This window comes from Rhodobacter sp. P1_C2 (assembly GCF_056406375.1).
In genome coordinates, this window is sequence record NZ_JBFUAG010000007.1 from 332,616 (window position 1) to 357,295 (window position 24,680).

General features: G+C 67.4%; 22 protein-coding genes. 11 read left to right on the forward strand and 11 right to left on the reverse strand.

Annotation, left to right across the window (positions count from 1 at the left end; all coding sequences use genetic code 11):
• Positions 1-82 precede the first annotated feature (82 nt).
• Entirely contained in the window at positions 83-1,390 is a 1,308-nt protein-coding gene (nhaD, locus tag AC1DZT_RS14075) for a sodium:proton antiporter NhaD (protein ID WP_478007256.1), read from the reverse strand.
• Between the two features lie 357 nt (positions 1,391-1,747).
• Positions 1,748-2,482, reverse strand: coding sequence for an SDR family oxidoreductase (locus AC1DZT_RS14080; RefSeq protein WP_478007257.1), 735 nt, complete (start codon positions 2,480-2,482; stop codon positions 1,748-1,750).
• A 136-nt stretch (positions 2,483-2,618) separates the two neighbouring features.
• Between AC1DZT_RS14080 and AC1DZT_RS14085 the strand changes: the two genes are divergently transcribed.
• The 3 genes from AC1DZT_RS14085 to AC1DZT_RS14095 all read left to right on the forward strand — a co-directional run bounded on the left by AC1DZT_RS14085 (position 2,619) and on the right by AC1DZT_RS14095 (position 6,375).
• Positions 2,619-4,169 (forward strand): hypothetical protein, encoded by a 1,551-nt coding sequence (locus AC1DZT_RS14085; RefSeq protein ID WP_478007258.1) that lies wholly within the window; start codon positions 2,619-2,621, stop codon positions 4,167-4,169.
• 99 nt (positions 4,170-4,268) lie between these two features.
• Complete coding sequence (locus AC1DZT_RS14090) at positions 4,269-5,612, forward strand: TldD/PmbA family protein (protein WP_478007259.1); 1,344 nt, start codon at positions 4,269-4,271, stop codon at positions 5,610-5,612.
• Positions 5,599-6,375, forward strand: coding sequence for a 3'(2'),5'-bisphosphate nucleotidase CysQ (locus tag AC1DZT_RS14095; protein ID WP_478007260.1), 777 nt, complete (start codon positions 5,599-5,601; stop codon positions 6,373-6,375). The genes AC1DZT_RS14090 and AC1DZT_RS14095 overlap by 14 nt, the downstream gene beginning before the upstream one ends.
• Before the next feature lie 73 nt (positions 6,376-6,448).
• Here AC1DZT_RS14095 and AC1DZT_RS14100 read toward each other — a convergent pair whose 3' ends face one another.
• Positions 6,449-9,004: a DEAD/DEAH box helicase gene (locus AC1DZT_RS14100; protein WP_478007261.1), complete on the reverse strand. Its 2,556-nt coding sequence runs from the start codon at positions 9,002-9,004 to the stop codon at positions 6,449-6,451.
• A 397-nt stretch (positions 9,005-9,401) separates the two neighbouring features.
• On the opposite strand from AC1DZT_RS14100, the gene AC1DZT_RS14105 reads away from it, so the two are divergent.
• The 3 genes from AC1DZT_RS14105 to lpxK are packed head-to-tail and all read left to right on the forward strand — an operon-like array spanning position 9,402 to position 11,907.
• Positions 9,402-9,650 carry a DUF4170 domain-containing protein gene (locus tag AC1DZT_RS14105; protein ID WP_477999090.1) on the forward strand — a complete coding sequence of 83 codons (249 nt, stop codon included), beginning with the start codon at positions 9,402-9,404 and terminating at the stop codon, positions 9,648-9,650.
• A gap of 38 nt (positions 9,651-9,688) precedes the next feature.
• Complete coding sequence (locus AC1DZT_RS14110; RefSeq protein ID WP_478007262.1) at positions 9,689-10,918, forward strand: 3-deoxy-D-manno-octulosonic acid transferase; 1,230 nt, start codon at positions 9,689-9,691, stop codon at positions 10,916-10,918.
• Complete coding sequence (lpxK, locus tag AC1DZT_RS14115; protein WP_478007263.1) at positions 10,918-11,907, forward strand: tetraacyldisaccharide 4'-kinase; 990 nt, start codon at positions 10,918-10,920, stop codon at positions 11,905-11,907. The genes AC1DZT_RS14110 and lpxK overlap by 1 nt, the downstream gene beginning before the upstream one ends.
• A gap of 49 nt (positions 11,908-11,956) precedes the next feature.
• Here lpxK and AC1DZT_RS14120 read toward each other — a convergent pair whose 3' ends face one another.
• A complete protein-coding gene (locus AC1DZT_RS14120; RefSeq protein ID WP_478007264.1) occupies positions 11,957-12,775 on the reverse strand; it encodes an LOG family protein in 819 nt (272 codons plus the stop codon).
• A gap of 108 nt (positions 12,776-12,883) precedes the next feature.
• Here AC1DZT_RS14120 and AC1DZT_RS14125 point away from each other — a divergent pair, with 108 nt between their 5' ends.
• The 5 genes from AC1DZT_RS14125 (at position 12,884) to AC1DZT_RS14145 (ending at position 16,701) form a co-directional block, all read left to right on the forward strand.
• Positions 12,884-13,765 carry an aminoglycoside phosphotransferase family protein gene (locus AC1DZT_RS14125; RefSeq protein ID WP_478007265.1) on the forward strand — a complete coding sequence of 294 codons (882 nt, stop codon included), beginning with the start codon at positions 12,884-12,886 and terminating at the stop codon, positions 13,763-13,765.
• Positions 13,766-13,825: 60 nt separating this feature from the next.
• Complete coding sequence (gene dapD / locus AC1DZT_RS14130; protein ID WP_478007266.1) at positions 13,826-14,650, forward strand: 2,3,4,5-tetrahydropyridine-2,6-dicarboxylate N-succinyltransferase; 825 nt, start codon at positions 13,826-13,828, stop codon at positions 14,648-14,650.
• 53 nt (positions 14,651-14,703) lie between these two features.
• A complete protein-coding gene (locus AC1DZT_RS14135; RefSeq protein ID WP_478007267.1) occupies positions 14,704-15,057 on the forward strand; it encodes a hypothetical protein in 354 nt (117 codons plus the stop codon).
• A gap of 67 nt (positions 15,058-15,124) precedes the next feature.
• Positions 15,125-16,282: a succinyl-diaminopimelate desuccinylase gene (dapE, locus tag AC1DZT_RS14140; protein ID WP_478007268.1), complete on the forward strand. Its 1,158-nt coding sequence runs from the start codon at positions 15,125-15,127 to the stop codon at positions 16,280-16,282.
• Positions 16,279-16,701: a GNAT family N-acetyltransferase gene (locus AC1DZT_RS14145; protein ID WP_478007269.1), complete on the forward strand. Its 423-nt coding sequence runs from the start codon at positions 16,279-16,281 to the stop codon at positions 16,699-16,701. Before dapE ends, AC1DZT_RS14145 begins: the two co-directional genes overlap by 4 nt.
• 41 nt (positions 16,702-16,742) lie before the next feature.
• Here AC1DZT_RS14145 and AC1DZT_RS14150 read toward each other — a convergent pair whose 3' ends face one another.
• From AC1DZT_RS14150 to AC1DZT_RS14180, 7 genes are all read right to left on the reverse strand, one after another.
• Complete coding sequence (locus AC1DZT_RS14150) at positions 16,743-18,602, reverse strand: methyl-accepting chemotaxis protein (RefSeq protein ID WP_478007270.1); 1,860 nt, start codon at positions 18,600-18,602, stop codon at positions 16,743-16,745.
• 94 nt (positions 18,603-18,696) lie between these two features.
• Positions 18,697-19,218: a 2,4'-dihydroxyacetophenone dioxygenase family protein gene (locus tag AC1DZT_RS14155; RefSeq protein ID WP_478007271.1), complete on the reverse strand. Its 522-nt coding sequence runs from the start codon at positions 19,216-19,218 to the stop codon at positions 18,697-18,699.
• Between the two features lie 15 nt (positions 19,219-19,233).
• Positions 19,234-20,139 (reverse strand): aminotransferase class IV, encoded by a 906-nt coding sequence (locus AC1DZT_RS14160; RefSeq protein ID WP_478007272.1) that lies wholly within the window; start codon positions 20,137-20,139, stop codon positions 19,234-19,236.
• Between the two features lie 138 nt (positions 20,140-20,277).
• Entirely contained in the window at positions 20,278-21,351 is a 1,074-nt protein-coding gene (locus AC1DZT_RS14165) for a maleylacetate reductase (protein WP_478007273.1), read from the reverse strand.
• A gap of 203 nt (positions 21,352-21,554) precedes the next feature.
• A complete protein-coding gene (locus AC1DZT_RS14170; RefSeq protein ID WP_478007274.1) occupies positions 21,555-23,111 on the reverse strand; it encodes a tripartite tricarboxylate transporter permease in 1,557 nt (518 codons plus the stop codon).
• Between the two features lie 3 nt (positions 23,112-23,114).
• Positions 23,115-23,546, reverse strand: coding sequence for a tripartite tricarboxylate transporter TctB family protein (locus AC1DZT_RS14175; RefSeq protein ID WP_478007275.1), 432 nt, complete (start codon positions 23,544-23,546; stop codon positions 23,115-23,117).
• Positions 23,547-23,631: 85 nt separating this feature from the next.
• Positions 23,632-24,621 carry a Bug family tripartite tricarboxylate transporter substrate binding protein gene (locus tag AC1DZT_RS14180; protein WP_478007276.1) on the reverse strand — a complete coding sequence of 330 codons (990 nt, stop codon included), beginning with the start codon at positions 24,619-24,621 and terminating at the stop codon, positions 23,632-23,634.
• Positions 24,622-24,680 lie beyond the last annotated feature (59 nt).

Below are 24,680 nucleotides of genomic sequence, written 5' to 3' on the forward strand. Positions count from 1 at the left end.
AAGTAAAGCTGCGACCGCCCGACCTCAGCCGCCTCGCCTGCCGGAAGATGGGCAGATTGCCCATCCTACCGTCCGGCCGAAGTCATTGAAACAAGGCCGCATTCCACCACAGATGGACCAGAATCGCCGCCGCATAGCCCAGACCCACCGCCCAGGCCCATTTCAGATGGCTCGAAAACGTGTAGATCCCGCGCGCCTGACCCATCAGCGCCACCCCCGCCGCCGAGCCGACCGAGAGGATCGATCCGCCCACGCCGCAGGTCAGGGTGATCAAGAGCCAATGGCCATCCGACATCGCCGGGTCCATCGTCAGCACGGCAAACATCAGGGGAATGTTGTCGACGATCGCCGAGAGCGCCCCGATGATCACATTGGCCGGCAAGGGGCCAAGCCCGGTGTAAAGCGCCTGGCTCGCGAGCGCGAGGTAACCCAGGACCCCCAGTCCGCCCACCGCAAAGATGATGCCGAAGAAGAACAGAAGCGTGTCCCATTCCACCCGCTGCACCTGGGCGAAACTGTCCAGCACCATGTCCTCGTCGCCGCGCCGCCCGCCCTTCAGGCTCAAGGCATAGGCGAGGAGTTGCAGGTAGCCGAGGCCCAGCATCATCCCCATGGCCGGCGGCAGGCTGAGGTAATTCTTGAAACAGACCGAGGTCGCAATCGTCGCGGCAAAGAGCACCACCACGCCCCACATGCCGGGCTTGGCGCGGACATGTTCCTCCAGCTTTTCCGGGCGCCCCTTGGGCACCGCCAGGTACATGCAGGCGGCCGGCACCAGCCAGTTCACGATCGAGGGCACGAAAAGGTCAAAGAACTCGAAGAACTCCAGCTTGCCCTTCTGCCAGACCATCAGCGTGGTGATGTCGCCAAAGGGGCTGAAGGCGCCCCCGGCGTTCGAGGCGACGACCAGCGAGATGCAGGACAATGCGGCAAAGCGCGGATTGTCGCGCCCCAGCGCCATGACCACCGCCCCCATGACCAGCGCCGTGGTCAGGTTGTCGAGGATCGAAGACAGGAAGAAGGCCAGAATCCCGGTCAGCAGGAACAATTGCCGATAGCTCAGCCCCAGCCGCACCAGCCAGCCGCGCAGGACTTCAAAGCCGCGCCGCTCTTCCAGCGTGTTGACATAGGTGATGGCGACGAGGAGGAAGAGGAACAGCTCGCCATATTCCTCGATCACCTCCATCGCATGTTCATGCGCGGCGGCGGATTGGCCGATGGCGCTGAAGGCCACGCCGATCATCGCCCAGATCAGACCCGCCGCCATCAGCACGGGCTTGGATTTGCGCATCCCCGTGACTTCTTCGAAGATCACCAGAACATAAGACAGCACGAAAATGGCCAGCGAGGCCAAGCCCGCCCAATGCCCGGTCAGATCTTCACTTCCCAAAGTCGCCCCTCCCCATCCGCCGCACGCGCAGCGCAGGAGCGTGAAAAACCACGTCAGCCGCCCTGTCGTCAACCCGGCTTGCCATTCTGCCGATCTGTCCGAACCGGCGCTGCCTCAGCCCACCGCCCGACCGTGCGCCCTCTCCCGCCGTCGCAGGGGCGCTGCCCCTCGGGCTTCGCCCTCACCCCGGGATATTTGAGCCAGTATGAAAACGCTTTTTCAGTGGAGCCAAATTAACCGCCTCGGTCGCGGGGCCGGAGAAGGCTCACGGCACCTCCCCCTTCATTGGTCCATAAATATCCCACGGGAGGGTCCGGGAGGGTGTGAAACCCTCCCGGCGGCCAGCCCGGGGCGCTGTCAGATCAGGCCTGCCGCCCGGCGCAACCAGTCTTCGCGCAGGCTGAGCTCTTCGCCCAGATGCGCATCAGCCTCCGGACCGCACATCCACAGGAGCGCGCGCGCCGGCCAGTCGGCGGGGATATGGACGGAGGGGTCGATCTGGCTGACCGCGTTGATGCCGGAAGCGCGGATCTTGACCTGCATCTCGGTCGCCACGGTGCCCGGCGACAGGCCCATGATGCGCAGGCCGTGGCCCGCCTCTTCCAGATGCGCCGCCCGGGTCAGCATCGCCGCCCCGGCCTTGGCGCTGCAATAGGCGCTCCAGCCTTCCAGCGGGCGATGCGCCGCCCCGGAGGAGACGGTGATGATCGTCCCGCCCTTGCCCCGCATCACCGGCAGGGCGGCACGCATGCCGTGAAATACCCCCTTGAGGTTCACATCGACCGCCCGGCCCCAGGCCTCCGGGTCCGCCTCGGCCAGTGCGGCGATGGGGTCGATGGTGCCGGCATTGTTGATCAGCACATCGAGCCGACCAAACCGCGCGAGCACCGCTTGCACGGCGAGGTCGACCTCGGCCCAGCGCGCCACGTCGCAGGGCAGTGCGAGGCCGCCCAGTTCGGCGGCCAGAGCCGCGATCTTCTCGGCCGAGCGCGCCAGCAGCACCACGCGGGCCCCGGCCCCGGCAAAGACCCGCGCCGCGGCAGCGCCAATGCCCTGGCTTGCGCCGGTAATCATCACGACCTTTTCCTGCATCGTCCTTCTCCCTGATGTTCAGCCCTTCTTAACCCTCTGCGCCCCAAGCTCAAGCCGCGGATCGGCTTGGCGCTTGACCCCGCCCGGGGCGCGGGGGATGCTCCGGCCTGATTTTGCCCCTGGGATGGTTATTTACATGTCGCTTCGCCTGCGCGCCGCCTGCACCCGCCTCACCGTCTCGGCGCTGGCCCTGATCATGGCCCCCTCGACCCTTCTGGCCGATATCACCCCCGAACAGGCCTGGAAAGGCTGGCAGGACACCGCCGCGATGGAGGGCAACACGGTGACGGCAAAAAGCCTCCGGCGTGAGGGGGACAAGCTGATCCTGAAGGACATCTTGGTCAAGACAGCCGATGCGGGCGAGATGGAATTGCCCGACCTCACCCTGAAGGAGCAAGGCGACGGAACAGTCGCTGTGCTTCTGCCCGACCGTTTCGCCATGACGATCCGCACGACCAACCGGAGCCTCGGCAGCCTCGCGACACCGACGCGCATGACCGTCTCGGTCGACATGCCGGGCGCCCGCTTCCTCGCCATGGGCACGCCCGATGCCGTGACCTTCACGGGCGATGCACCTACCCTCACCCTAGCACTGGCGCGGCTCAACGCGATTCCCGTCTCCACCGTAGGGATCCTTGGCACGGTCAAAGCCACCGGGCTTGCGGTGAGGCGCGGATCCTCCTTCGGCGCGCAGCAAAAGGTCAGCGTGGCCTATGGCGCGAAGACTTTCGCGATCGACTTCTCGGCCCCCGGGACAAGCGATTCCACCACCGTTCATTTCAGCCTCGCCGATCTCGCGGTCCAGATCGACAGCATGATCCCCAAGGGGGTGCTTCCGGGGGCTGCCCTTGACCTGCCAAAGGCTCTGGCGGCAGGGTTTTCCGCTCATTTCTCGGCCCAGTACGGGGCCACATCCCTTCAAGTCGGCGTCGACAACAAGACCACGGTGGGCACAACCCCAAGCATGACCCATGGCGAGGTCACCAGCAGGATGGAGGGCGGCTCGGTCACGCTGGACATGGATCGGATCCGGATCGACGCCAGACTGGCCGACAAGGGCGGCCACATCGCGATCGCGGGACCCGAGATCCCGCTAGCAGAGGCCGCGCTGACCTATGGCGGCCTCACGGCGCATTTTCTGGTGCCGACCGCCGATTCCGCCAAACCTGCCCCCTTTGCCCTGGGGTTGAACCTGACCGATGTCACGGTATCTGATCCGGTCTGGGACCTCCTGGACCCCAGAAAGATGCTGAACCGCGATCCGGCAAGCCTGGCGCTGGATGCTGGCGGCCAGCTGACCATGCTTCGCAGCCCCTTCCTGCATCCCGAAAATGCACCGGTGGGCGAAGATATGGCGCTCTTGAATCGTTTCGATATCGCCAATCTGAACGTGAAAGCCCTCGGCGCCGAGGTGACGGCCCTCGGCGGCCTGTCGATGGACTATGACAGGACGGGAAGTACGCGGACCGCACCGGTGGCCAGCGGCAAGATCGACGTGAGTGCCACCGGTCTGGGCAAGCTGATCGACACCCTGGTCAAGATGGAGGTGATCGCACCACAGCAGGCGATGCAGGCCCGCATGATGCTGTCGATCTTCGCCATCTCCTCGACCACCGCCGATGCGCAGAGCACGACGGTCGAACTGCGTGACCAGCACGTCTTCGTGAACGGCCAGAAGTTGCAGTGATTTGCAGGCCCCGGGCAGGCGCGGCCGCCGGCGCCCTGCCGCTGCTGGCTTGTCTGTCCCCGGGCTTTGACCCATATCTGACCCCAAAGGGGACCCAAGATGCCGCATGACCTGAACCACCTGACCGAAGCCCTGCTCTCTGCCGCGAAGAAAGCCGGGGCCGACAGCGCCGATGCGATGGCCGTCTCGGGCCAGTCCCTGTCGATCGACATCAGGCAGGGCAAGCTGGAACAGGCCGAAAGGTCCGAAGGGGTCGAGGTCGGGCTGCGGGTGATGATCGGCCACCGGCAGGCCTGCGTTTCGGCCTCGGACGTCTCGCCCGCCACGCTGGAGCGGTTGGCCGAACGCGCCGTCGCCATGGCCCGCGAGGCGCCCGAGGATGCGACCGTGGGCCTTGCGGCGCCGGAGCAGCTGGCCAAGGGCTGGGACATCGCCGCGCTGGAGCTGGCCGACACCTCCGAAGAACCCGCCGCCAAGGCGCTGGAGGACACCGCCCGCCGGGCCGAGGCCGCAGCCCTGGCCGCGGGCGCCATCGCCCAGGTCGAGGCTTCGGCCTCCTGGTCGCGGCGCGCCCTGCATCTGGCGGCCAGCAACGGCTTTTCCGGCGGTTACGGTCGGACCTCGCATTCCGCCTCGGCCGTGGCTTTCACCGGGTCGGGCACCGGGATGGAGCGGGACTGGGCGGCAGAGGGGCGGATCTTTGCCGCCGACATGCCCTCGGCCGAAGAGATCGGCGCTTTGGCCGGCAGCCGGGCGCTGGCGCGGGCCGGTTCGGTCAAGCCGCCCTCGGGCGCCTATCCGGTGCTCTTCGACGAAAGGATCGCCTCTTCGATCATCGGGCATGTGCTCTCGGCGATCAATGGCGCGGCCATCGTGAGGGGCACCTCCTGGCTGCACGACAAGCTTGGCCAGCAGATCCTGCCCAAGGGCATGTCGGTGATCGAGGACCCCCACCGCGCCCGCATCTCCGGCTCGCGCCCCTTCGATGGCGAGGGGTTGCCGACGCAGCGCCGTGCGCTGATCGAGGGTGGCGTGCTGACCGGCTGGACCCTGGATCTGGCGACGGCGCGCAAGCTCGGGCTGCAATCGACCGGCAATGCGGCGCGCGGCACCGGCTCGCCGCCTTCGCCTGCCACCACCAACATCGACCTCACCCCGGGCAGCACCAGCCGCGCCGATCTTCTGGCCGGCATGGGGACCGGGCTTCTGGTCACCTCGCTGATCGGGGCGACGCTCAACCCGACCACGGGGGATTATTCGCGCGGCGCCTCGGGCTTCTGGGTCGAGGGGGGCGAGATCAAGTATCCGGTCAACGAATGCACCATCGCGGGCAATCTGCTTGAGATGCTGAAGTCGATGACCGCCGCCAATGATGCCAAGCCCCACCATTCCACCCGCGTGCCCAGCCTTTTGATCGAAGGGCTGATGCTTGCCGGCGCATGACCTGGACCTTCTGATCGACGCCGCCCGTCTGGCGGGCGAGATCGCCCTGCGGCATTGGCGCTGCGCGCCCGAGGTCTGGGAAAAGCCCGATGGTCTCGGCCCGGTCAGCGCCGCCGATCTGGAGGTGAACGTGGCGCTGGAGGCTTTCCTGCGCCAGGCCCGGCCGCATTATGGCTGGCTGTCGGAGGAAAGCCCCGACAATGCCGATCGCCTCGCGACCGAGGCGCAGTTCGTGCTGGACCCGATCGACGGCACCCGCAGTTTCCTGCAGGGCGACACCAGCTTTTCCCATGCCATCGCCGTGGTGCGCGGCGGCGCGGTCGTGGCCGGGGTGGTCTATCTGCCGGCGCAGGACCGGCTTTATGCGGCCTCGGCGGGTGGCCCTGCCCTGCTGAACGGGGCGGAGATCCATGCCAATGCCTGCCAGACCAGCCTGAATGCACAGGTGCTGACCGGCAAGGCGCTGCTTGCGCCAGAGTTCTGGCCGGGCGGGGTGCCAGAGGTCCAGCGCCATTTCCGCGCCTCGATGGCCTGGCGGTTGTGTCTGGTGGCCGAGGGCGCCTTTGACGCGATGCTGGCGCTGCGCCCGGCCTGGGAATGGGACATTGCCGCCGGGGCCTTGATCGCGGAACGCGCCGGGGCCCTGGTGACGGACCGCCGCGGGGCGGCCATTGAGTTCAACGCGCCGGACCCGCGCAGCGATGGGGTGGTGGTGGCAGCACCGGGGCTGCATGCCGATCTGATGGCCCGGCTGAACGGTTAAGCCACGGCACGGAATGGAAAAAGGGCGCGGAGTGATCCGCGCCCTTTTCTTAACTCAGGCCTGAAACCCGGCCTTATTCCTTGGGCTTGCGCGGCGGCACGAAGCGGCGCGAGGTGTCGCCGGCGTCACGCGGGGCTGCCGGTTTGGCATAGGATTTCGGCGCATCGCCATGCGACTTGAAGCCACCCGAACGCGCCGGCTTGTCGCCATAGGACTTGGCGCCATAGGGCTTTGCCGGGCGGCCTTCGCCACCGGCCTGCGGACGCGGTTCGTAAGCGCGGGGCTTGTCGCCGGCATAGGGCGCACGCGCCGGTTTGCCGCCTTCGGCGCCGCCATGGCTCTTATAGCCGCTGGCACGGGCCGGGCCGCCTTCGGCCCCGCCTTGCGATTTGAACCCGGCCGAGCGCGGCTTGTAGCCTTCCTTGGCCTCGCCATAGGACTTGCGCGGTGCCGACTTGTCGTAAGGCTTGCGCGGGCCATCGGATTTGCCGGCATAGGGCGTGCGCGGGGCTTCACGCGGCGCGCCGTCATTGGGCAGCGGGGTCCAGGTCTTGCGCGGCGCCTCATCCGTGCCACGGGCCGCAGGCTTGGCGTAAGCGGGCTTGCCATAGGGCTTGTCCGACTTGGCATAGGCCGGCTTCTCATAGGCCGGGCGGTCCGAGGCGTGACGGTCGTAGGCCGGCTTGTCGTAGGACTTGTGCGGGGCCTTGTCATAGGACTTGGCGCCATCCTTGGGATATCCGGACTTGGCCGGGCGATCCTCGGCCCGCTTGGCCTTTTCCTCGGCGGTCCAGCGCGGCTTGGATTCGGTCAGATCGGCGACCGGAGCTTCGGGCGCACCCTCTTCCACCACGCGGGCGGGCTTGGCAGAGACATAGGCCGGCTTGTCGGAATAGGACTTTTCGGCATAGGCGGGCTTGTCGCCGTAGCTGGGCTTGTCACGGGCGACACGCGGGGCGCGGGTGGCATATTCGCTCTCTGGCTTTGCGGCGCGCGGGGCACGTTCCGGCCGCACGGTCGAGGAGGTACGCGGCTTGTCCAGATCGGCGGGGGCGACATCCAGCTTGGTCATCGACAGGTCGCGGTCGATCTCGGTCACCGCGTTGAAGCGGCTGGCCAGGGTCGAGAGGATCTGCACATAGGTCCGGTCGGTCTGGACGCGGATCGCGCCAATGCCGTCCTTGGTGATGCCACCGGCGTCACAGATCTTGGGCAAGAGCCAGCGCGCCTCGGCCCGGTCCTGATGGCCGACGGGCAGTTCGAACCAGACCGAGGGGCCGAATTCGGCACGGTCGCGCGGCACATAGGGCGCGGGCGGCGGCAGGTCGGCAGACAGAACCTCGGGCGCGGTGCGGCCTTCGCGCCATTGGCGGATGAAGGCTGCGGCGACATTGTCGGCGCCATAGGTCGAAATCAGGGTCTGGGCCAGATCGGCCTCTTCGCCCGGACCCTGCGCCAGCGCGGGGTGATCCAGCAGGCGCTGGTCATCGCGGGCCTGCACGTCATCGGCCGACGGCGGCTTGACCCATTCGGCCACGACCTTGGCGCCCTGCAACAGACGCTGGGCCTTCTTGATCTCGGCCGGGGAGACGATCATCGCCGAAATGCCCTTCTTGCCCGCGCGGCCGGTCCGGCCCGAACGGTGCAGCAGGGTCTCGGACGAGCCCGGCAGATCGGCGTGGATCACCAGTTCCAGACCCGGCAGGTCGATCCCGCGGGCGGCCACGTCGGTGGCCACGCAGACGTGGGCCCGGCCATCGCGCAGGGCTTGCAGGGCATGGGTCCGTTCGGACTGCGACAGCTCACCCGACAGCGCCACCGCCGACAGGCCCCGGTTGGTCATCCGGGCAAAGAGGTGGTTCACATTGGCACGGGTCTTGCAGAAGACGATCGAGGCCTGGGCCTCGTGGAAGCGCAAGAGGTTGAAGATCGCATGTTCGCGGTCACGCACCGCGACCGAGATCGCCTGGTATTCGATGTCGGCGTGCTGCTTGGTTTCCGACTTCACCTCGATGCGCAGGGCGTCCTGCTGATAGGTGCGCGCCATCGCCTCGATCTCTTTCGGCACGGTGGCCGAAAACATCAGGGTGCGGCGTTCCTCCGGCATGGCGCCGAGGATGAACTTCAGATCCTCCTCAAAGCCCATGTCGAGCATTTCGTCGGCTTCGTCCAGCACCACGGCGCTGATCTGTTCCAGCTTGAGCGAGCCGCGCTCGATATGGTCGCGCAGACGGCCGGGGGTGCCGACGACGACATGGGCGCCACGGTCGAGCACGCGCTTTTCGGTGCGGTAGTCCATGCCGCCCACGCAGGTGGCGACCTTGACGGCAGCGGCTTCGTAAAGCCATTCGAACTCGCGCGCCACCTGCAGGGCCAGTTCGCGGGTCGGCGCGATGATCAGGGCCATCGGCACATCGGCGTAAAGGAGCTTGTCCGAACCGGCGAGAAGTTCCGGCGCGATGGCGAGGCCGAAGGCCACGGTCTTGCCAGAGCCGGTCTGCGCCGACACCAGAAGGTCGCGCCCGGCGACATTTTCCGCCAGCATGGCGTCCTGAACCGGCGTGAGGGACTCGTAGCCCTTCGACGCCAAAGCCTGCGCCAGGGGCGCAGCGATGGAGATATTGGTCATGTCTGTTCCATAAAGGGGGGCTTTGCCCCGTGAAGTACCATGCGGCGGCACCTCATTCCCTATAGTGCACCGGCCTCCCTGCCGTTCGTGCACCCTGGAACCCTTGGGCCGACCGCCAGCCCTTACAGGCAAAGCCCCCGCCTGTACAGGGGGCATCGGCGCCCACGTCGCGAATCCTGTCGCCCCGGGCCAGGGTTTCGTTGCGTGACCCCCAATGCGGGCCGTCTTGCGGTTTTGGCTGAAATTTGCGACAGGAGGCGGCAGGCGATCGCAGAAAAACGTGGATCGGCACAGGATTGTCTTGAAGCGCCGCCCCAAGCCGCTCTCGGCTGGCGCTGACGGCACAGAGCCCTGCGCCGGACGCCTTCCCCGTCGCCCCCAACTTTAAGAGGCCCCCATGTCGCAGCGTCTTCACCTGGTCTTCGGCGGCGAGCTTGTCTCGCCCGAAAAGAACGTCTTTGCCGATGTCTCGGCCATCCACATGGTCGGCATCTATCCGGACTACGAAAGCGCCTACCTGGCCTGGAAGGCCGAGGCGCAGCGCACCGTGGACAATGCCCATATGCGCTATTTCATCGCCAACCTGCACCGTCTGCGCGAAGAGTCGAACGAGAAAAGCTCGACCTCCGAGCCGATGACGGCGTAAGACGGCCCTCGCAGCTTCACCCGAGTATCCCTGGCCCCATGGCCTATTCCATCGGTCTGACCCTTTACAACCTCGCCGCGCGCCCGGTGGACGAGCCTGACGCCGTGCCGCCAGCGCGGCCGGCGGGCAGTCTCGTCTGGCTGCATGTGCCGGGGCCGGACAGTCTGGGCGGGATGGCGGAACTGGCCCGCAAGCTGATCGAGGATGACGGGGTCAGCGTCCTGATCACCCTGCCCGCGGATCTGGTCGCAGCACAGGGCGAGGCCCCGGCCACCCGCAAGCTGCATCCCGAGGCGCTGGTGGTCGCGGCCCCCCTGGATTTTCCGCGCCGGGTGCAGGGTTTTCTGGACCATTGGCGGCCCGACATGGCGGTGATGGCCGAGGGCGAGCTGCGCCCCGCCCTCTTGCACGAGGCGGCGCAGCGCAAGCTGCCGATGATCATGGTCGAGGCCCGCGCGCCGCATCTGATGCCGGGGCGCGAGGGCTGGTACCCCGGCCTGATCCGCGCCGCCCTCGCGCAATTCCGGCTGGTCCTTGCGATCGATGACAGCGCCGGCCGCGCCCTGCGCCGGGCCGGGGCCGATCCGGAGCGGCTGATGGTCACCGGGCGGATGGAAGAGGCCAGCGCCGCTTTGCCTTATGTCGAATCGGACCGCGCCGCCCTGGCGCAGGGTCTGGCGACGCGGCCGGTCTGGCTCGCCGCCGATGTGACCGAGGCCGAAGAGGCCGCCATCATCGCCGCCCACCGCGAGGCGCTGAAGCTCGCCCACCGGCTGCTCTTGATCCTCGCCCCGCAGGACCCCGGCCGCGCCGATGCGCTGGCCCGCCAGATGGAAGAGACCGAGGGCTGGCGCGTCGCCTGCCGCCAGTCTGAGGAGGAGCCCGAGACCGAGACCGAGGTCTATATCGTCGAGGGCGGCGCCGAATATGGCCTGTGGTACCGGCTGGCGCCGATCACCTTTCTGGGCGGCAGTCTGGAAGGGGCGGGCTGCCTGCGCAACCCGATGGAGGCGGCGGCGATGGGGTCGGCCATTCTTTACGGCCCGCGTTCGGGCCGTTTCGGTGCGGTCTATGGCCGCCTCGGCGCGGTGCGGGCGGCGCGGATGGTCGGATCGGGGGCGGATCTGGGCCAGGCGCTTGGCGATCTTCTGTCGCCCGATCGCGCGGCCCGGCAGGCGCAGGCGGCCTGGGCCATCGCCTCGGACGGGGCGGAGGTCACGGCGCGGATCATGGATCTGGTGCGCAACATCCTGGACGGGACCGCCTGATGCGCCCGCCCGGTTTCTGGATGAACCCGCCCGAAAGCCCCGGCCTGGCCGCGCGGCTGCTGGCCCCACTCGGCTGGCTTTATGCAAGCGCCACGGCGCGGCGGGTGGCCCAGGCGCCGGCCTACCGCGCCCCGGTGCCGGTGATCTGCATTGGCAACCTCAATGTCGGCGGCACCGGCAAGACCCCGACCGCCATCGCCCTGATCGAGCGGCTGACGGCACGCGGCGCCAGGGTCGCGGTGGTCAGCCGGGGCTATGGCGGCAGTCTGGAAGGCCCGGTCCAGGTGATCGAGACGCGGCACAAGGCGGCGGAGGTCGGCGACGAGCCGCTGCTTCTGTCGGCCTTCGCGCCGACCTTCATCGGCCGCGACCGCGCCGCCGCGGCGCGGCTTGCCGTGGCGAGCGGGGCCACGGTGCTCCTGATGGATGACGGGTTCCAGAACCCGGCGCTGGCCAAGGATCTGTCGATCGTCGTGGTCGATGCGGCGCAGGGCTTTGGCAACGGGCTCTGCCTGCCCGCCGGCCCCTTGCGCGAGCCGGTGGCGGCGGGGATGAAGCGGGCTGATGTCGTGCTGTCGCTCGGCGATGCTGCGGCGCAGGCGAGTTTTGCCGCGCGCTGGCAGGGCTTCGGCGTGCCGCATCTGACGGGAATGGTCGAGCCTTTGCAGATGGGGATGCAGTGGCAGGGTGCCCGCGTCATCGCCTTTGCCGGCATCGCCAATCCGGGCAAATTCTTTGCGACCCTGCGCGCCGAAGGGGCCGAAATCCTGCGCCAGGTGGCGCTGGACGATCACCAGCCCCTGACCGAGGCGCTGATCCGCCGGCTGGAGCTGGAGGCCATGGCCCGCGGGGCGCAGCTGGTCACCACGGAAAAGGACGCGGTCCGCCTGCCCCGGCATTTCCGCGCCCAGGTTCTGACCCTGGTCGTGCGCCTGCGGATCGCCGACTGGAGCGCGCTGGACGCGGCTTTCGCGCGGCTTCGTCTGTAAGGCCCTGGAAGATGGGCAGATTGCCCATCCTACCAACCCCTGTTGCGCCTCAGTCCGGCGGCAGGTCGCCCAGGGCGGCCAGCGCCTCCTCCGCCGTTTCGACGAAGGTGAAGAGGTCGAGATCGGCGGCGTTGATCGTGCCCGCCTCGGCCAGGGCCTGCCAGTTGATCACCTTTTCCCAGAAGGCACGGCCGAACAGGAGGAAGGGCACCCGCTTCATCCGCCCGGTCTGAATCAGGGTCAGCGCCTCGAACATCTCGTCCAGGGTGCCGAAGCCGCCGGGGAAGACGCAGATCGCCGCCGCCCGCATCAGGAAATGCATCTTGCGGATCGCGAAATAGTGGAAGTTGAAGGAAAATTCCGGCGTCACATAGGGGTTGGGCGCCTGTTCATGCGGCAGCACGATGTTCAGCCCGATCGACTGGCCGCCCGCCTCCTGCGCGCCGCGGTTGCCGGCCTCCATCACGCCCGGGCCGCCGCCGGTGCAGATCACCCAGTCGCGGCCATAGGTCTGCAGGCTGCGCTCGGTCACCGCATGGGCAAAGCGGCGCGCCTCTTCGTAATAAGGCGAGAGCGCGGCTAGGCCCGGCACCCTGGCCGTGCTCGCCCGTTCCGGCGCGGGGATGCGCGCCCCGCCGAAGAGGACGATGGTCGAACGCACGCCCTTCTCCTCCAGCACCATCTGGACCTTCAGAAGCTCCAGCTGCAGGCGGACCGGGCGCAGCTCTTCGCGGGTCAGAAACTCCGGATCGGCGAAGGCCAGCCGGTAGGAGGGCGAGCGGGTCTGCGGCGTGTCGGGGATGCGATGGGTCGCCGCGACATCCTGAACGGAATCACGAAGCGGATGCTGGCGCGGAGTTTCGGACATGGGCAGCCTTCGGGTTGTTCAACGAGGCCCATACCTATAGCCTGCCACCGGAATGTGAAAGCCGAAGCCGCCAACCGGGCGGGCGGATCGGGAGGAGACGACGGGCCGATGCACTTGACCCAGCACGAGGTGACGCCCGCCCTGGCGCGCGCCCTTCTGGCGGCCCAGATGCCGGAGCTTGCGACGGCCCCGCTGCGCCGCGCCGGGCAAAGCGGCACCGACAATGTCCTTTACCGGATCGGCAACGAGTTCGTCGCGCGCTTTCCCCGCCTGCCCCATGCCGAGGCGCAGATCTCCACCCAGGCGCAATGGCTGCCGCGCCTGTCGGCCCATTTGCCGCTGAGCGTGCCCCTGACCCTGCGCTTTGGCCTGCCGGGTGCCGGCTATCCCTATCGCTGGACGGTGCTGAACTGGCTGCCCGGCCATGCCGCCTTTGCCGGCCCCCTAGATCAGGAGCCGGCGGCGCGGGCGCTGGCCGGGTTCCTGCAGGCCCTGCAGCGCCAGCCCGCACCGGAAGGCGCCCCGCTGCGCGGCGACAAGGACCGGCTTGACCTGCGGCTGGCAGGCCTTGGCCAGTTCATCGGGCAGTTCCAGGGCGAGGCCGACCCGCTGGTCCTGGTCAAGGCGCTTGCCACTTTGCGCCGCCTGCCGCCTTACGACGGGCCGAAGCTTTGGGTGCATGGCGATCTGCACGCGCTGAACCTTCTGGCGCTGCGGCGGCAGCTGACCGGGGTGATCGACTGGGGCGATCTGGGCCTCGGCGATCCTGCGATGGACCTGATGATCGCCTGGACCCTGTTCGACCCGCCGGCGCGGGCGGTGTTCCGGGCCGCCCTTGCGCCCTCGCCCGAGGCCTGGGCGCGCGGCCGGGCGCTGGCCTTTGCCAAGGCGGTGGCCGCGATCCCCTATTACCGCCGCTCCAACCCCGGCTTTCGCGATGTGATGCTGCGCACCCTGGCCCGGGTGCTGGAGGACCTGCCCACCAGCTGATTGCAAGGCGCGCCTCATCCGTCTATAGCCGCGCAAACCCTTCTGCCGCAGGAGCGCGCCATGTCCTACGCAAGCCTTGAAACCGCCATCGAAGCCGCCTGGGACGCCCGCGACGGCATCTCTCCCGCCACCACGGGCGAGACCCGCGACGCGATCGAGGCGACGCTGGAGGCTTTGGACAAGGGCAAGCTGCGCGTGGCCGAAAAGCGCGGCAATGACTGGCATGTGAACCAATGGGCCAAGAAGGCGGTGCTTTTGTCCTTCCGCCTGAATGACATGGACGTCATCGGCGGCGGCAATGGCCAGGCCACCTGGTGGGACAAGGTGCCGTCGAAGTTCGAAGGCTGGGGCGAGAACCAGTGGCGCGCCGCCGGTTTCCGTGCCGTGCCCGGCTCGATCGTCCGCCGTTCGGCCTATATCGCCAAGAACGTCGTGCTGATGCCCTCCTTCGTCAACCTCGGGGCTTTCGTCGACGAAGGCACGATGGTCGATGGCTGGGCCACGGTCGGCTCCTGCGCGCAGATCGGCAAGAACGTCCACCTCTCGGGCGGCGTCGGCATCGGCGGCGTGCTGGAGCCGATGCAGGCCGGTCCCACGATCATCGAGGACAACTGCTTCATCGGTGCGCGCTCTGAAGTCGTCGAAGGCTGCATCATCCGCGAAGGCTCGGTCCTCGGCATGGGGGTCTTCATCGGCCAGTCCACCAAGATCGTCGACCGCGAAACCGGCGCCGTGATGTATGGCGAAGTGCCGGCAGGCTCGGTCGTGGTGGCAGGCTCGATGCCGTCGAAGAACGGGATCAACCTCTACTGCGCGGTGATCGTGAAGCGTGTCGATGCGCAGACCCGCTCGAAAACCTCGATCAACGAGCTGCTGCGCGACTGAACGATCCGACTTTCCGCGCGCCCCATGGGCTGCGCCCCGGGCAGGAGCCTGCAATGAGCGATATCAGTGAACCCGAAGACGGCGAGGCCAAGCCGAAACGCAAGCAGCAGGTCTTCACCCTTCTGGTCGAAGTCGGCCGCAAGACCGGCGACGGGCTGCCCGCCAAGGCAACCGGCGCCGGCCTCGTCATCTATGCCTCCGGCGTGGACGAGGCCGAAGCGGTGCGCGAGACCGTGGCGATCCTGAAACAGGCCGACCTCGCGCCGCTGGATGTCTCGGGCTATGGCACGCTTGACGAACGCAAGGCCAATGGCGACGAGATCGCCGAGGACGAGCTGGAGCTGATGGAGCGCGCGCTGAAGGAAAACTCGGTCATCGTCGCCCAGATGACGCCCTTCTACGACTAGGGTCGTGGCACGGGTTGCGGCAGGCTCGGTCGGCGGGTAGGTCTTGGGCCTGCCCAAGGAGCCTGCCATGTCCGAACCCTTTGCCGAAACCGACCCCGTCGCCCTGACCGCCGCGCTGATCCGCTGCCCCTCCGTCACGCCCGAGGAGGGCGGCACCATGGCGGTGCTGACCGACCTTCTGCGCAGCGCCGGGTTCGAATGCCACAGGGTCGACCGTGGCGGCGTGGCCAATCTCTTCGCGCGCTGGGGGCACCGCGGCGCCAACCGCAGTTTCGGCTTCAACGGCCATGTCGATGTGGTGCCGGTCGGCGACCGCGCCGCCTGGACGCAGGACCCTTTCGGCGCGGCAGTGGTCGATGGCTGGCTCTATGGGCGCGGCGCGACCGACATGAAATCCGGCGTGGCGGCCTTTGCGGCGGCGGCGGTGGATTTCGTCCGCCAGACCCCGCCCGATGGCGCGGTGATCCTGACCATCACCGGTGACGAAGAGGGCCCCTCGGTCGATGGCACCGTGGCCCTGCTCGACTGGATGGGCCAGCGGGGCGAGAAGATGTCGCATTGCCTCGTGGGGGAGCCGACCTGCCCCAACACCTTAGGCGACATGATGAAAATCGGGCGGCGCGGGTCTTTGACCGCCTGGTTCACCGCGCAGGGCGTCCAGGGTCATTCGGCCTATCCGCACCGCGCCAAGAACCCGATGAGCGCGCTGGTCCGCCTGATGACCCGGCTGGAGGCCGAGCCCCTCGACCGCGGCACGGCGCATTTCGACGCCTCGACGCTGGTCATCACCACCATCGACTGCGGCAATCCGGCGACCAATGTGATCCCGGCCAAGGGCGCGGCCACCGTCAACATCCGCTTCAACGATGCCCATACCGGGGCCAGCATCAGTGCCTGGCTGCAGGACCAGGCCAGCGCGGTCGAGGCGGAAACCGGGGTGAAGATCGGGCTGCGGGTCTCGATCTCGGGCGAAAGTTTTCTGACCGCGCCGGGGCCGTTCACGGCGCTGGTGGCGGGGGCGGTCACCGCCGAGACGGGGCTGGTGCCCGAACCCTCGACCTCGGGCGGCACCTCGGATGCGCGCTTTGTCAAGGATCACTGCCCGGTGGTGGAGTTTGGCCTCGTCGGCAAGACGATGCACCAGGTCGATGAGCGGGTCGAGGTGGCGCAGATCGTCAAGCTCAAGGCGATCTACAGCCGCATCCTGCGCGATTACTTCGCATGACCTTGCAGATCGTCGAAACCACCGACATCGCGCTTTGCCGCGCGCTGCGCCGCAAAGTCTTCATCGAGGAGCAGGGCGTAAGCGAGGCGGATGAACTGGACGACAAGGATGGCGCGGCGATCCACCTTGTGGCCCTTGACGGCGAGGAGGCGCTGGGGTCGGCCCGCCTGCTGATCCTCGAAGAGACCGGCAAGATCGGGCGAGTCTGCGTCCTGCAGGCGGCCCGCGGGCGCGGCATCGGCGCTGCCCTGATCCGCGCGGGCGTGGCGCGCTTTCGCGGTGTGCCGGGGCTGCGCCGGGTCAAGCTTGGTGCGCAGACCCATGCCTTGGGTTTTTACGAAGCGCTCGGCTTTGCGCCGGTGGGTGAGGTCTATGACGATGCCGGCATCCCGCACCGCGACATGGTTCTGACCCTCTGACGCCCGCCGACCACCGCGAGGCCCGACCGGCAAAGCCAGGGTCAGGCTGACAGGGCAAGATCGTGGTTGGCGCCCTCATCGGCAAATTCCTCCCGCGCGACTCCGGCGGTTGCGAGGCCGGACTTGCCCCGCCCGCCCGATGTGCGGGCTGGCAAGGCGCGGACCGTATGCGCGCTGTCGGCGAGGATGCTGAACTGGCCGACGAGGGTGCTCATCCCCACGGCGTCTTGGCTGAGCGCCTGGGTCGCGGCGCCGGACTGTTCGACCATGGCGGCGTTGTGCTGGGTCACCTGGTCCAGCTGGGCGACACCGATGTTGATCTCGTTCAGGCCCTGGGCCTGTTCCAGCGACCCCGAGGCCATGTTGGAGACCAGCCGCGAGATCTGCGCCACCTGGTTCACCACCACCGCCAGCGCTTTGCCCGCGCCATCGACCTGATGGACGCCGGATTGCACATGCAGGGAACTGGCGCTGATCAAGCTCTTGATTTCCTTGGCGGCGAGCGAGGATCGCTGCGCCAGCGCCCGCACCTCGGAGGCGACGACCGCAAAGCCGCGCCCGGCATCGCCCGCCCTTGCCGCCTCGACCCCGGCGTTCAGCGCCAGAAGGTTGGTCTGAAAGGCGATATCGTCGATCACCCCGATGATCTGGCTGATCTGGGCGGAGGAGGTTTCAATCTCGTTCATCGCGGCGACGGCGCCCTGCACCACCTTGCCGCTTTCCTCGACGTCGAGCCTTGCCTTGACGACCACGGCCTCGACCTCCTTGGCGCTGGCGGCGGCGGAATTGACGCTGGCCGTCATCTGCTCCAGAGCGGCGGCGGTTTCTTCCAGCGTCGCAGCCTGGGTTTCGGTGCGGGCGGCGAGGTCTTCGGAGGCGCGGCTGATCTCGGTCGAGCGGGCGCGGATGCTTTCGCTGGCCGTGACGACCTGCGCGATCAGCCCGCTGAGCCGCGCCACCGTGTCGTTGAAATTCTGCCGCAAGGGTTCGTAATCAGTCGCAAAGACCTCGTCAATCTGCTGGCTGAGGTTGCCTGCAGAAAGGTTGCGCAGACCCGCGCTGAGCAGTTCGATGACCCGGTCGCTTTGCTCCCGCAGGGCCGTCTGTTCATCCAGCGCAATCTTGATCCGTTCCGAGACGAGGTCGATATCGCGCGCAATCGCCCCGATGTCGTCATTGCGGGTGATCTTGCCGATCCGCACCCCGAAATCGCCCTGCGCCACCTCGCGCAGCGCGCCGCGCAGGCGTTCGATCGGCTTGGAGATGCTCATCGTCACCTTGCGCGCATTGATCACCACGACGAGGACGGTGATGCCCGACACCGCGATCAATGCGTAGATCAGCCACAGATCCACCTTCTCGGCATTGTGCGAGGTTTCTTCCCCCAGGCCTTCGATCGCGCTGCCAAGCTTGGCCATCCGGGTTTCCAGCGTGTCGAATTTCACCATGAAGTTCGACAGGCCCGCGCGACCCGCCGCCTGATCGCGCAGCGCCAAGGTGCTGAGCGCCGCGGCCGTCGTGGCATAATCCTCGACCAGGGGGGCGACGGCCAGCGCATCGGCGTGCATCTCGTCGGACAGCGGCATCTGCGTCAGCGTGGCGATCGATTCGCGGATCGAGGCGATATCGTCGGCGGTCTGCTGCGCCAGGGCGGTGCGGTCTTCGGGCAGTGCATCGGGGCCGAGGAGGATGGCATGCATCACATCGGCCTCGATCCCCTCGTGCATCATGTCGGCCATCATCTGCAGGTGGATCGCCTTGGTGGCGAGCACCTGTTTTTCCAGGCCGAGCCGACCACCGATCATGCCCCAGAGGCCGACGGAGGCGATCAGGATGACCGCAATGATGGAAATCACACCGGAAACGACGAGATGGGTCTTGATGGGCAGGGTACGGAACATGGGCTGTCCTGAAAGCATGAGTCGCGGACAGACTACCCTTGGAAGTCTTAAGATTCCGAAACGCGCCCAGAACCTCCGCCTCTGCCCCGGAGGCCTAGCGCATCAGCGCCTGCACCGCCGCCTCGCCCAGACCCTTGGCCAGATAGTGGCGGCGGGTCAGTTCCAGCTTGGTGAAGACATCCTCGTAGCCCTCGGCCACCCCCTCGGGCGAGACATAGACATAGCCGCCGGTGACGTGGAACAGGGTGATCATCTCGCTCACATCCTCGGGCACGACAAGGGTATGCGTCTCGCCCGGGGGTTCGAAGACGAAGGCGCCGGGGCTGGCCACCCAGTCATGTTCCAGATAATGCCAGCGCCCGCGCAGCACGAAGGCCTGCACCGCGCCGTTGTGGCGGTGGCGCGAGAGAACCCCGGAACGCCGCACCCGCAGAAGGTTGACGTAATAGCCCGCCGTCACGTTGAACAGAAGCGGGCGGAAGGAGACATCGGGCGACTGCGGCACCCAAAGCGCCTCGTCACAGTCCAGATCCAGCGCGCCGGGGATGATGAGATCGGGCTGCATGCCATAGGGTTGCGGCAGGGCATAGGGCATTTTGCGGGTGTCGGCGGGCATGGCGGCGTCCTTTGGTCAGATGTCGGTGTAATCGACGGGGGTGGCGTGCCAGCCCTCGGCGCGCTTGGCCCAGAACAGATCCTTCAGCCGGGTCGAGATCGGCCCCGGCCGGTCATTGCCCATGATCCGCCCGTCGATCCGTGAGGCCGGCATGATGCCGCCCGCCGTGGTGCAGGCAAAGATCTCGTCGGCCTGGCGGAACTCCGCGGCGGGGATGTCGCGCACCTCGAGCTTCAGGCCCAGAAGGTCGCAAAGCTCCATCACCGATTTGCGCGTCACCCCTTCCAGCGCACCGCGCTGCGGGGTCGCCACCACGCCATCGGTGATCGAGAAGATGTTGAAGCCCGGCCCTTCGGTGATGTTGCCATCGGCGTCCAGCAGCACGGCAGTATCGGCACCGGCATCCAGCGCCTCGAACTGGCCCTCGGTCAGGTCGCCCCAGTGGAAGTTCTTCACCCGCGGATCGAAGCTTTCGGGTGCGATCCGCCGCACCTTGGGGATGATCACGTGCAGCCCGCGCTCGTATTGCTCGGGGGTGACGATCGACACCCAGGGCACGGCAAAGCAGGACAGGTAGCTGCGGGCAAAGGCGGAATGGCGCGGAGAGCCGGGCGGCGGGTTGGCGCGCAAACAATCCATCGCGACATAGGAGGATTTGAGCCCCGACAGCGCCACGATCCGGTTGAGGATGCGGCGGATGTCGTCGTCGCTTTCCTGCGGCGTCATGCGCAGCCGGTCCATCGAGGCGCGAAAGCGGCGGATATGGTCGTCGAGCCGGAAGAAATTGCCCTCCCAGACGCCCACCACGTCATAGGTCACATCGGACCGGCGATAGGCGAAATGGGTGACGGGAATCCGCGCTTCGGCGATCGGCATATAGGCGCCGTCGAGATAGGCCGCCCCCTTGGTGAAATCCGGCATCTTCTGTCCTTCTGGCCCGGCCGGACGCGGGGCCCGGCCCCCCAGTTATGGCGGGCAGAATCAAGGACTGAAAAGCACGGCGCCGCCAAATGGCGCAAAAAGGGGTCGTTTTTGCCCCGTCCGGGGCAGAAGCCGGGGTCAGAGCGGCGGCGGCGCACCCTCCCAAGCCTCTTGCAGAAGGGCGCGCAGGGGTTCGCGTTCGATCGGGCGCGGGTTCCAGTAGGGGTTGCGGGTTGCAATCTCGGCAGCGCGGTCAAGGTCGGCTTCGGCGAGACCCAGATCGCGCAAGGCCAGCGGCGCGCCGATCTCTTGCGCGAAATGGTAAAGGGCAAGGCCGGGCGAAGTGCCGCCGAGAATCTCGCTCACCGGGGCGAGGAGGTCGGGCACGGCCACCGCGTTGAAGCCTGCCGAATGGGGTAGCATGATGGCATGGGTCTCGGCATGGGGCAGATCGAAGGAGCCGCCGAGCGTGTGGCAAATCTTGTGGTGCAGCGCCATGCCGACCTGACCCAGCACCGTGCCGCAAAGCCAGGCGCCATAGAGCGTCTCGCCCCGCGCCCGCAGATCCTGCGGATCGGCAAGGACGGCGGGGAGCGCGGATTTGAAGGCGCGCAGCCCCTCCAGCGCCATCAGGGTCGACAGGGGTGAGCGGTTTTGCGCGTAAAGCCCCTCGACCGCATGGGCCATCGCGTTCAGGGCGCTCGCGACCGTCATGCCGATGGGCAGGCTGCGCACCAGTTCGGCGTCGTAGAGGATGACCTCGGGCTGGATGCGGGGCGAGGCGGTGGTGGTCTTCACCCCGCCTTCGGTCTGGCCGAGGATGGCCGTGGCCTCAGAGCCGGCATAGGTGGTGGGCACCACGATCTGCGGCAGATCGCTGCGCAGGGCGATGGCCTTGGCCAGCCCGATGGTCGACCCGCCGCCGATCGCCACGACGCAATCGGCACCGCGTTCGAGGGCATGTTCGGTCGCCTCTTCCGAGACATCGACCGGCGCGTGCATCGTGGCCCGGCTGTAGACGCCGACCGATTTCGGACCCAGAAGGGTGGCAAACTCCTCCCCCTTGGCCGCTTGCCCCGGCGTGGTCAGGATCAGCGCGCGCGACAGGCCGAGCCGGTCCAGCTCTTCTCCCAGACGATAACGCACGCCTGCGCCGAACCGGACCCGGACCGCGGCGCTGGTGGCGATGAAATCTTCCTGAAACTGCGACATTGACCGGCCTTTCCCGTTTCGGAGTTGCCCATGGGCTGGCGCCGCGCAATCGGTTGCGGGCTTTCACGCCCTATATGGCGCGGGCAAAGAAAAATCGCCAGCGCCGTGGCGGCGTTTCTGGCGATGAGGGTAGGAAAGGGGCTTTGCGGGGCCGGTGGAACCGGGATACCCCGCGCCGGAAGGCCCCGGCGCGGGGTGCTGGGTCAGAGGGCGGCGTCCTGGGCCGCCTCCTTGGCCTCGTCGATCTGGGCCTTGAGCTTGCGGCCCACGAGGATCGGCAGAACGAAGCCGAAGGCGGCAAAGAGCCAGAGGCCGATCGACAGAGGCGAATGGACCAGTGCTGTCCAGTCGCCGTCCGAGATGGTCATGGCCCGGCGCAGGTTGGCCTCCATCAGATTGCCGAGGAGGACGCCCATGATGACCGGCACCAGGGGCACATCCAGCTTGCGCAGACCCCAGCCGACCACGCCGAACAGCACCATGACCAGAAGGTCGAAGGTGGAGCCGGACACGCCATAGATGCCGACGAAAGAGACCATCGCCACCATCGGCATCAGGTATTTCGATGGGATCAGCAGGACCCGGGCAAAGATGCCGACGAGCGGCAGGTTCAGCGCCAGCAGCATCACGTTGGCGATGAAGAGGGCGGCGATCAGGCCCCAGACGATGTCGGGGTTCTTGGTGAAGAGCAAGGGCCCCGGCGTCACGTTCAGCGACAGCAGAACCGCCAGCAGCACCGCTGTCGTCCCCGAACCGGGCACGCCCAGCGCCAGCATCGGCACCAGCGCCCCGCCGGCCGCGGCGTTGTTGCCCGCCTCGGGTGCAGCCACGCCGCGCGGGTCACCCTTGCCGAAGGTGTCGCCCTTGTTGTTGATCTGCTTTTCCGCCGCATAGGCCATGAAGGAGCCGAGCGAGGCCCCTGCCCCGGGCAGAACCCCGGCGATGAAGCCGATCACCGTGGAACGGGCCATGGCGGGGGTGCAGAAGCGAATCAGGCTGAAGGAGGCGACCGGACGGCCAATGGCGATCGGCGGGCGCGAGGTCTGCGCCGCGCGCGCCTTGGCCGAGGTGCCGCCGCTGTGCTCGAGGAAGATCAGCACCTCGGACAGGGCGAAAAGCCCGACGATGGCGACGAGGAAGTTGATCCCGTCATAAAGATGCACGATCCCGAAGGAGAAGCGCGGCACGCCGGTCTGGCCATCCACCCCGACCATCGCGATGCCAAGGCCGAAGGCCGCGGCCCAGGCCGATTTCGCCTGGTTGGTCGAGGAAATCCCGCCCAGCGTGGCAAAGGCCAGCGCGAAGAGGGCGAAATACTCCGCCGGGCCGAAGAGCAGCGCGACCTTCACCAGCTGCGGCGCCAGAAGCATCAGGCCGACGGTGGCAAAGAACGAACCGATGAAGGAAGCGATGCCCGAAATCGCCAGGGCCTCGCCCGCCCGGCCCAGCTTGGCCATCGGATAGCCGTCCAGCGTGGTCATCACCGCGGGTTCGTCGCCCGGGATGTTCAACAGGATCGAGGAGATCCGCCCGCCATACATGCAGCCGTAGTAGACCGAGGTCAGCAGGATCAGCGCCGGCGTCGGCCCGAGGCCGAGCGAGAAGGCCAGGGGCATCAGGATGGCCACGCCATTCGACGGGCCAAGCCCCGGCAACGCGCCGATGATCGTGCCGAGGAAACAGCCGATCAACGCCAGGCCGATGTTCTGGAAGGTGATGGCAACTTCAAAGCCATGCATCAGGTTGGTGATGGTATCCATCGCTCAGACCCCCCAAGGCCCGGTGGCCAGGCTGAGGCCCAGAACCAGATGAAAGACGACATAGATCCCGCCGGACGTGGCGAGACCCGCAAGGATGGCCGCCAGCGGCGCCGCGCCCAGACGCCAGCTGAGATAAGCCGAGGCGACCGCCGTGGTCACCAGAAAACCCAGCACCGGCAGGAGGTAGACATAGGCCACCATGACGGCGAGGCCGGCGCAGATCTCGGCCAGCTGGGTGAGCGAGGGCCATTCCGGCGGGGCATCGGGGCGCAACAGGATCGCGAGGCTCGCCAGCGCGAAGAGGCCGCCGATGATATAGGGGAAAGACTTGGGGCCGACCGGGTCCGAGATGAAGCTCAGCTCGATGGTCGAGGCGGCCCAGATGTAGAATGCGGCAAGCAACAGGCCAATGCCGCCGAAAATGCGATCTGACATCGCGCGTCCCTTCTGGATGGGTAGGGGGAGAGGGCAAGAGACGGGAGGCACCCTCGGCGCCGCCCGTCTTCCGTCGCAACCGGGATTACTTGATCAGGCCGATTTCCTTGGAGATCTTCTGGATGCTGGCGATCGAATCCGCCACATAGGCCTGGAACTCGGCCGGGGTCGCCTCGACCGGGGCCAGACCGTTCTGCGCCATCACGGCTTTCCACTCGTCCGAGGCATAGACCTTGGCCACGGCATCCTGCCAATAGGCGAAGGCCTCGTCCGACATGCCGCCCGGGGCGTAGAAGCCGCGCCAGTTGGCGCCGACCGCGTCGATGCCCTGCTCTTTCGCGGTGGGGAACTGGGCGAAGTCGCCGGTCAGACGCTCGGGCGCCAGAACCGCGATCACCTTGATATCGCCCGAATCGACGAAGCCCTTGGCTTCCGAGGCGTCACCGGTGAAGGCCTGGACCGAACCGGCCAGAAGCTGGGTCACCGCCTCGCCACCGCCTTCGAAGGCGACGTATTTGATCTTGCGCAGGTCCTCGATCCCGGCCTTTTCGGCGGCGATCAGCACCTTGAGGTGGTCCCAGCCGCCCACGGCCGAACCGCCCGCGACGGAAACCGAGGTCGGGTCGGCCTTGATCTTGTCCATCAGTTCGGGAAGCGTGTTGATCGGGCTGTCCTTGGCCACGGCGATGATGCCGTAATCGGCGCCCACGGCCCCGACCCAGCGGACCTGGTCCATCGTGTTGCCCGGGAAGGCGCCGGTCGCAAGCCGCGTCGCCGTCGCGGTCGAGGCGGCCACGATCAGGTTGTTGTCGGCATTGCGCTTGGAGACGACCTCGGCAAAGGCCACGCCACCGCCGCCACCGGCAAGGTTGGTCACCTGCATCGTGCCGGGCACCAGTTTCATGTCCTGCATGGTCTTGCCGACCTGGCGGCAGGTGAAGTCCCAGCCGCCGCCGGCATTGGCGGGGGCGATGCATTCGGACTGGCCGGGTTCGAAGGCAAAGGCCGGTGCGGCCATCAGGCCCGCGGCCAGGGTCAGCGCCGCCAGCCCGCGGCGCAGCGTCAGATAGGTCATGATCGTCCTCCCAGAGAATTGGTCCTTTTCGGCGCGGGCCACGGGTCCTCCCCGGCCGA

What these genes read in the sequence shown, in the direction of transcription:
- AC1DZT_RS14100 (WP_478007261.1), bottom strand. Translation starts at nt 9,004, where the DNA reads ATGACCAATATCTCCATCGCTGCGCCCCTGGCGCAGGCTTTGGCGTCG.
- dapE (WP_478007268.1), top strand. Translation starts at nt 15,125, where the DNA reads ATGTCCGAACCCTTTGCCGAAACCGACCCCGTCGCCCTGACCGCCGCG.
- AC1DZT_RS14180 (WP_478007276.1), bottom strand. Translation starts at nt 24,621, where the DNA reads ATGACCTATCTGACGCTGCGCCGCGGGCTGGCGGCGCTGACCCTGGCC.
- AC1DZT_RS14135 (WP_478007267.1), top strand. Translation starts at nt 14,704, where the DNA reads ATGAGCGATATCAGTGAACCCGAAGACGGCGAGGCCAAGCCGAAACGC.
- AC1DZT_RS14110 (WP_478007262.1), top strand. Translation starts at nt 9,689, where the DNA reads ATGGCCTATTCCATCGGTCTGACCCTTTACAACCTCGCCGCGCGCCCG.
- AC1DZT_RS14125 (WP_478007265.1), top strand. Translation starts at nt 12,884, where the DNA reads ATGCACTTGACCCAGCACGAGGTGACGCCCGCCCTGGCGCGCGCCCTT.
- AC1DZT_RS14085 (WP_478007258.1), top strand. Translation starts at nt 2,619, where the DNA reads ATGTCGCTTCGCCTGCGCGCCGCCTGCACCCGCCTCACCGTCTCGGCG.
- AC1DZT_RS14155 (WP_478007271.1), bottom strand. Translation starts at nt 19,218, where the DNA reads ATGCCCGCCGACACCCGCAAAATGCCCTATGCCCTGCCGCAACCCTAT.
- AC1DZT_RS14160 (WP_478007272.1), bottom strand. Translation starts at nt 20,139, where the DNA reads ATGCCGGATTTCACCAAGGGGGCGGCCTATCTCGACGGCGCCTATATG.
- dapD (WP_478007266.1), top strand. Translation starts at nt 13,826, where the DNA reads ATGTCCTACGCAAGCCTTGAAACCGCCATCGAAGCCGCCTGGGACGCC.
- AC1DZT_RS14145 (WP_478007269.1), top strand. Translation starts at nt 16,279, where the DNA reads ATGACCTTGCAGATCGTCGAAACCACCGACATCGCGCTTTGCCGCGCG.
- AC1DZT_RS14120 (WP_478007264.1), bottom strand. Translation starts at nt 12,775, where the DNA reads ATGTCCGAAACTCCGCGCCAGCATCCGCTTCGTGATTCCGTTCAGGAT.
- AC1DZT_RS14105 (WP_477999090.1), top strand. Translation starts at nt 9,402, where the DNA reads ATGTCGCAGCGTCTTCACCTGGTCTTCGGCGGCGAGCTTGTCTCGCCC.
- AC1DZT_RS14175 (WP_478007275.1), bottom strand. Translation starts at nt 23,546, where the DNA reads ATGTCAGATCGCATTTTCGGCGGCATTGGCCTGTTGCTTGCCGCATTC.
- AC1DZT_RS14080 (WP_478007257.1), bottom strand. Translation starts at nt 2,482, where the DNA reads ATGCAGGAAAAGGTCGTGATGATTACCGGCGCAAGCCAGGGCATTGGC.
- AC1DZT_RS14090 (WP_478007259.1), top strand. Translation starts at nt 4,269, where the DNA reads ATGCCGCATGACCTGAACCACCTGACCGAAGCCCTGCTCTCTGCCGCG.
- AC1DZT_RS14170 (WP_478007274.1), bottom strand. Translation starts at nt 23,111, where the DNA reads ATGGATACCATCACCAACCTGATGCATGGCTTTGAAGTTGCCATCACC.
- AC1DZT_RS14150 (WP_478007270.1), bottom strand. Translation starts at nt 18,602, where the DNA reads ATGTTCCGTACCCTGCCCATCAAGACCCATCTCGTCGTTTCCGGTGTG.
- lpxK (WP_478007263.1), top strand. Translation starts at nt 10,918, where the DNA reads ATGCGCCCGCCCGGTTTCTGGATGAACCCGCCCGAAAGCCCCGGCCTG.
- AC1DZT_RS14165 (WP_478007273.1), bottom strand. Translation starts at nt 21,351, where the DNA reads ATGTCGCAGTTTCAGGAAGATTTCATCGCCACCAGCGCCGCGGTCCGG.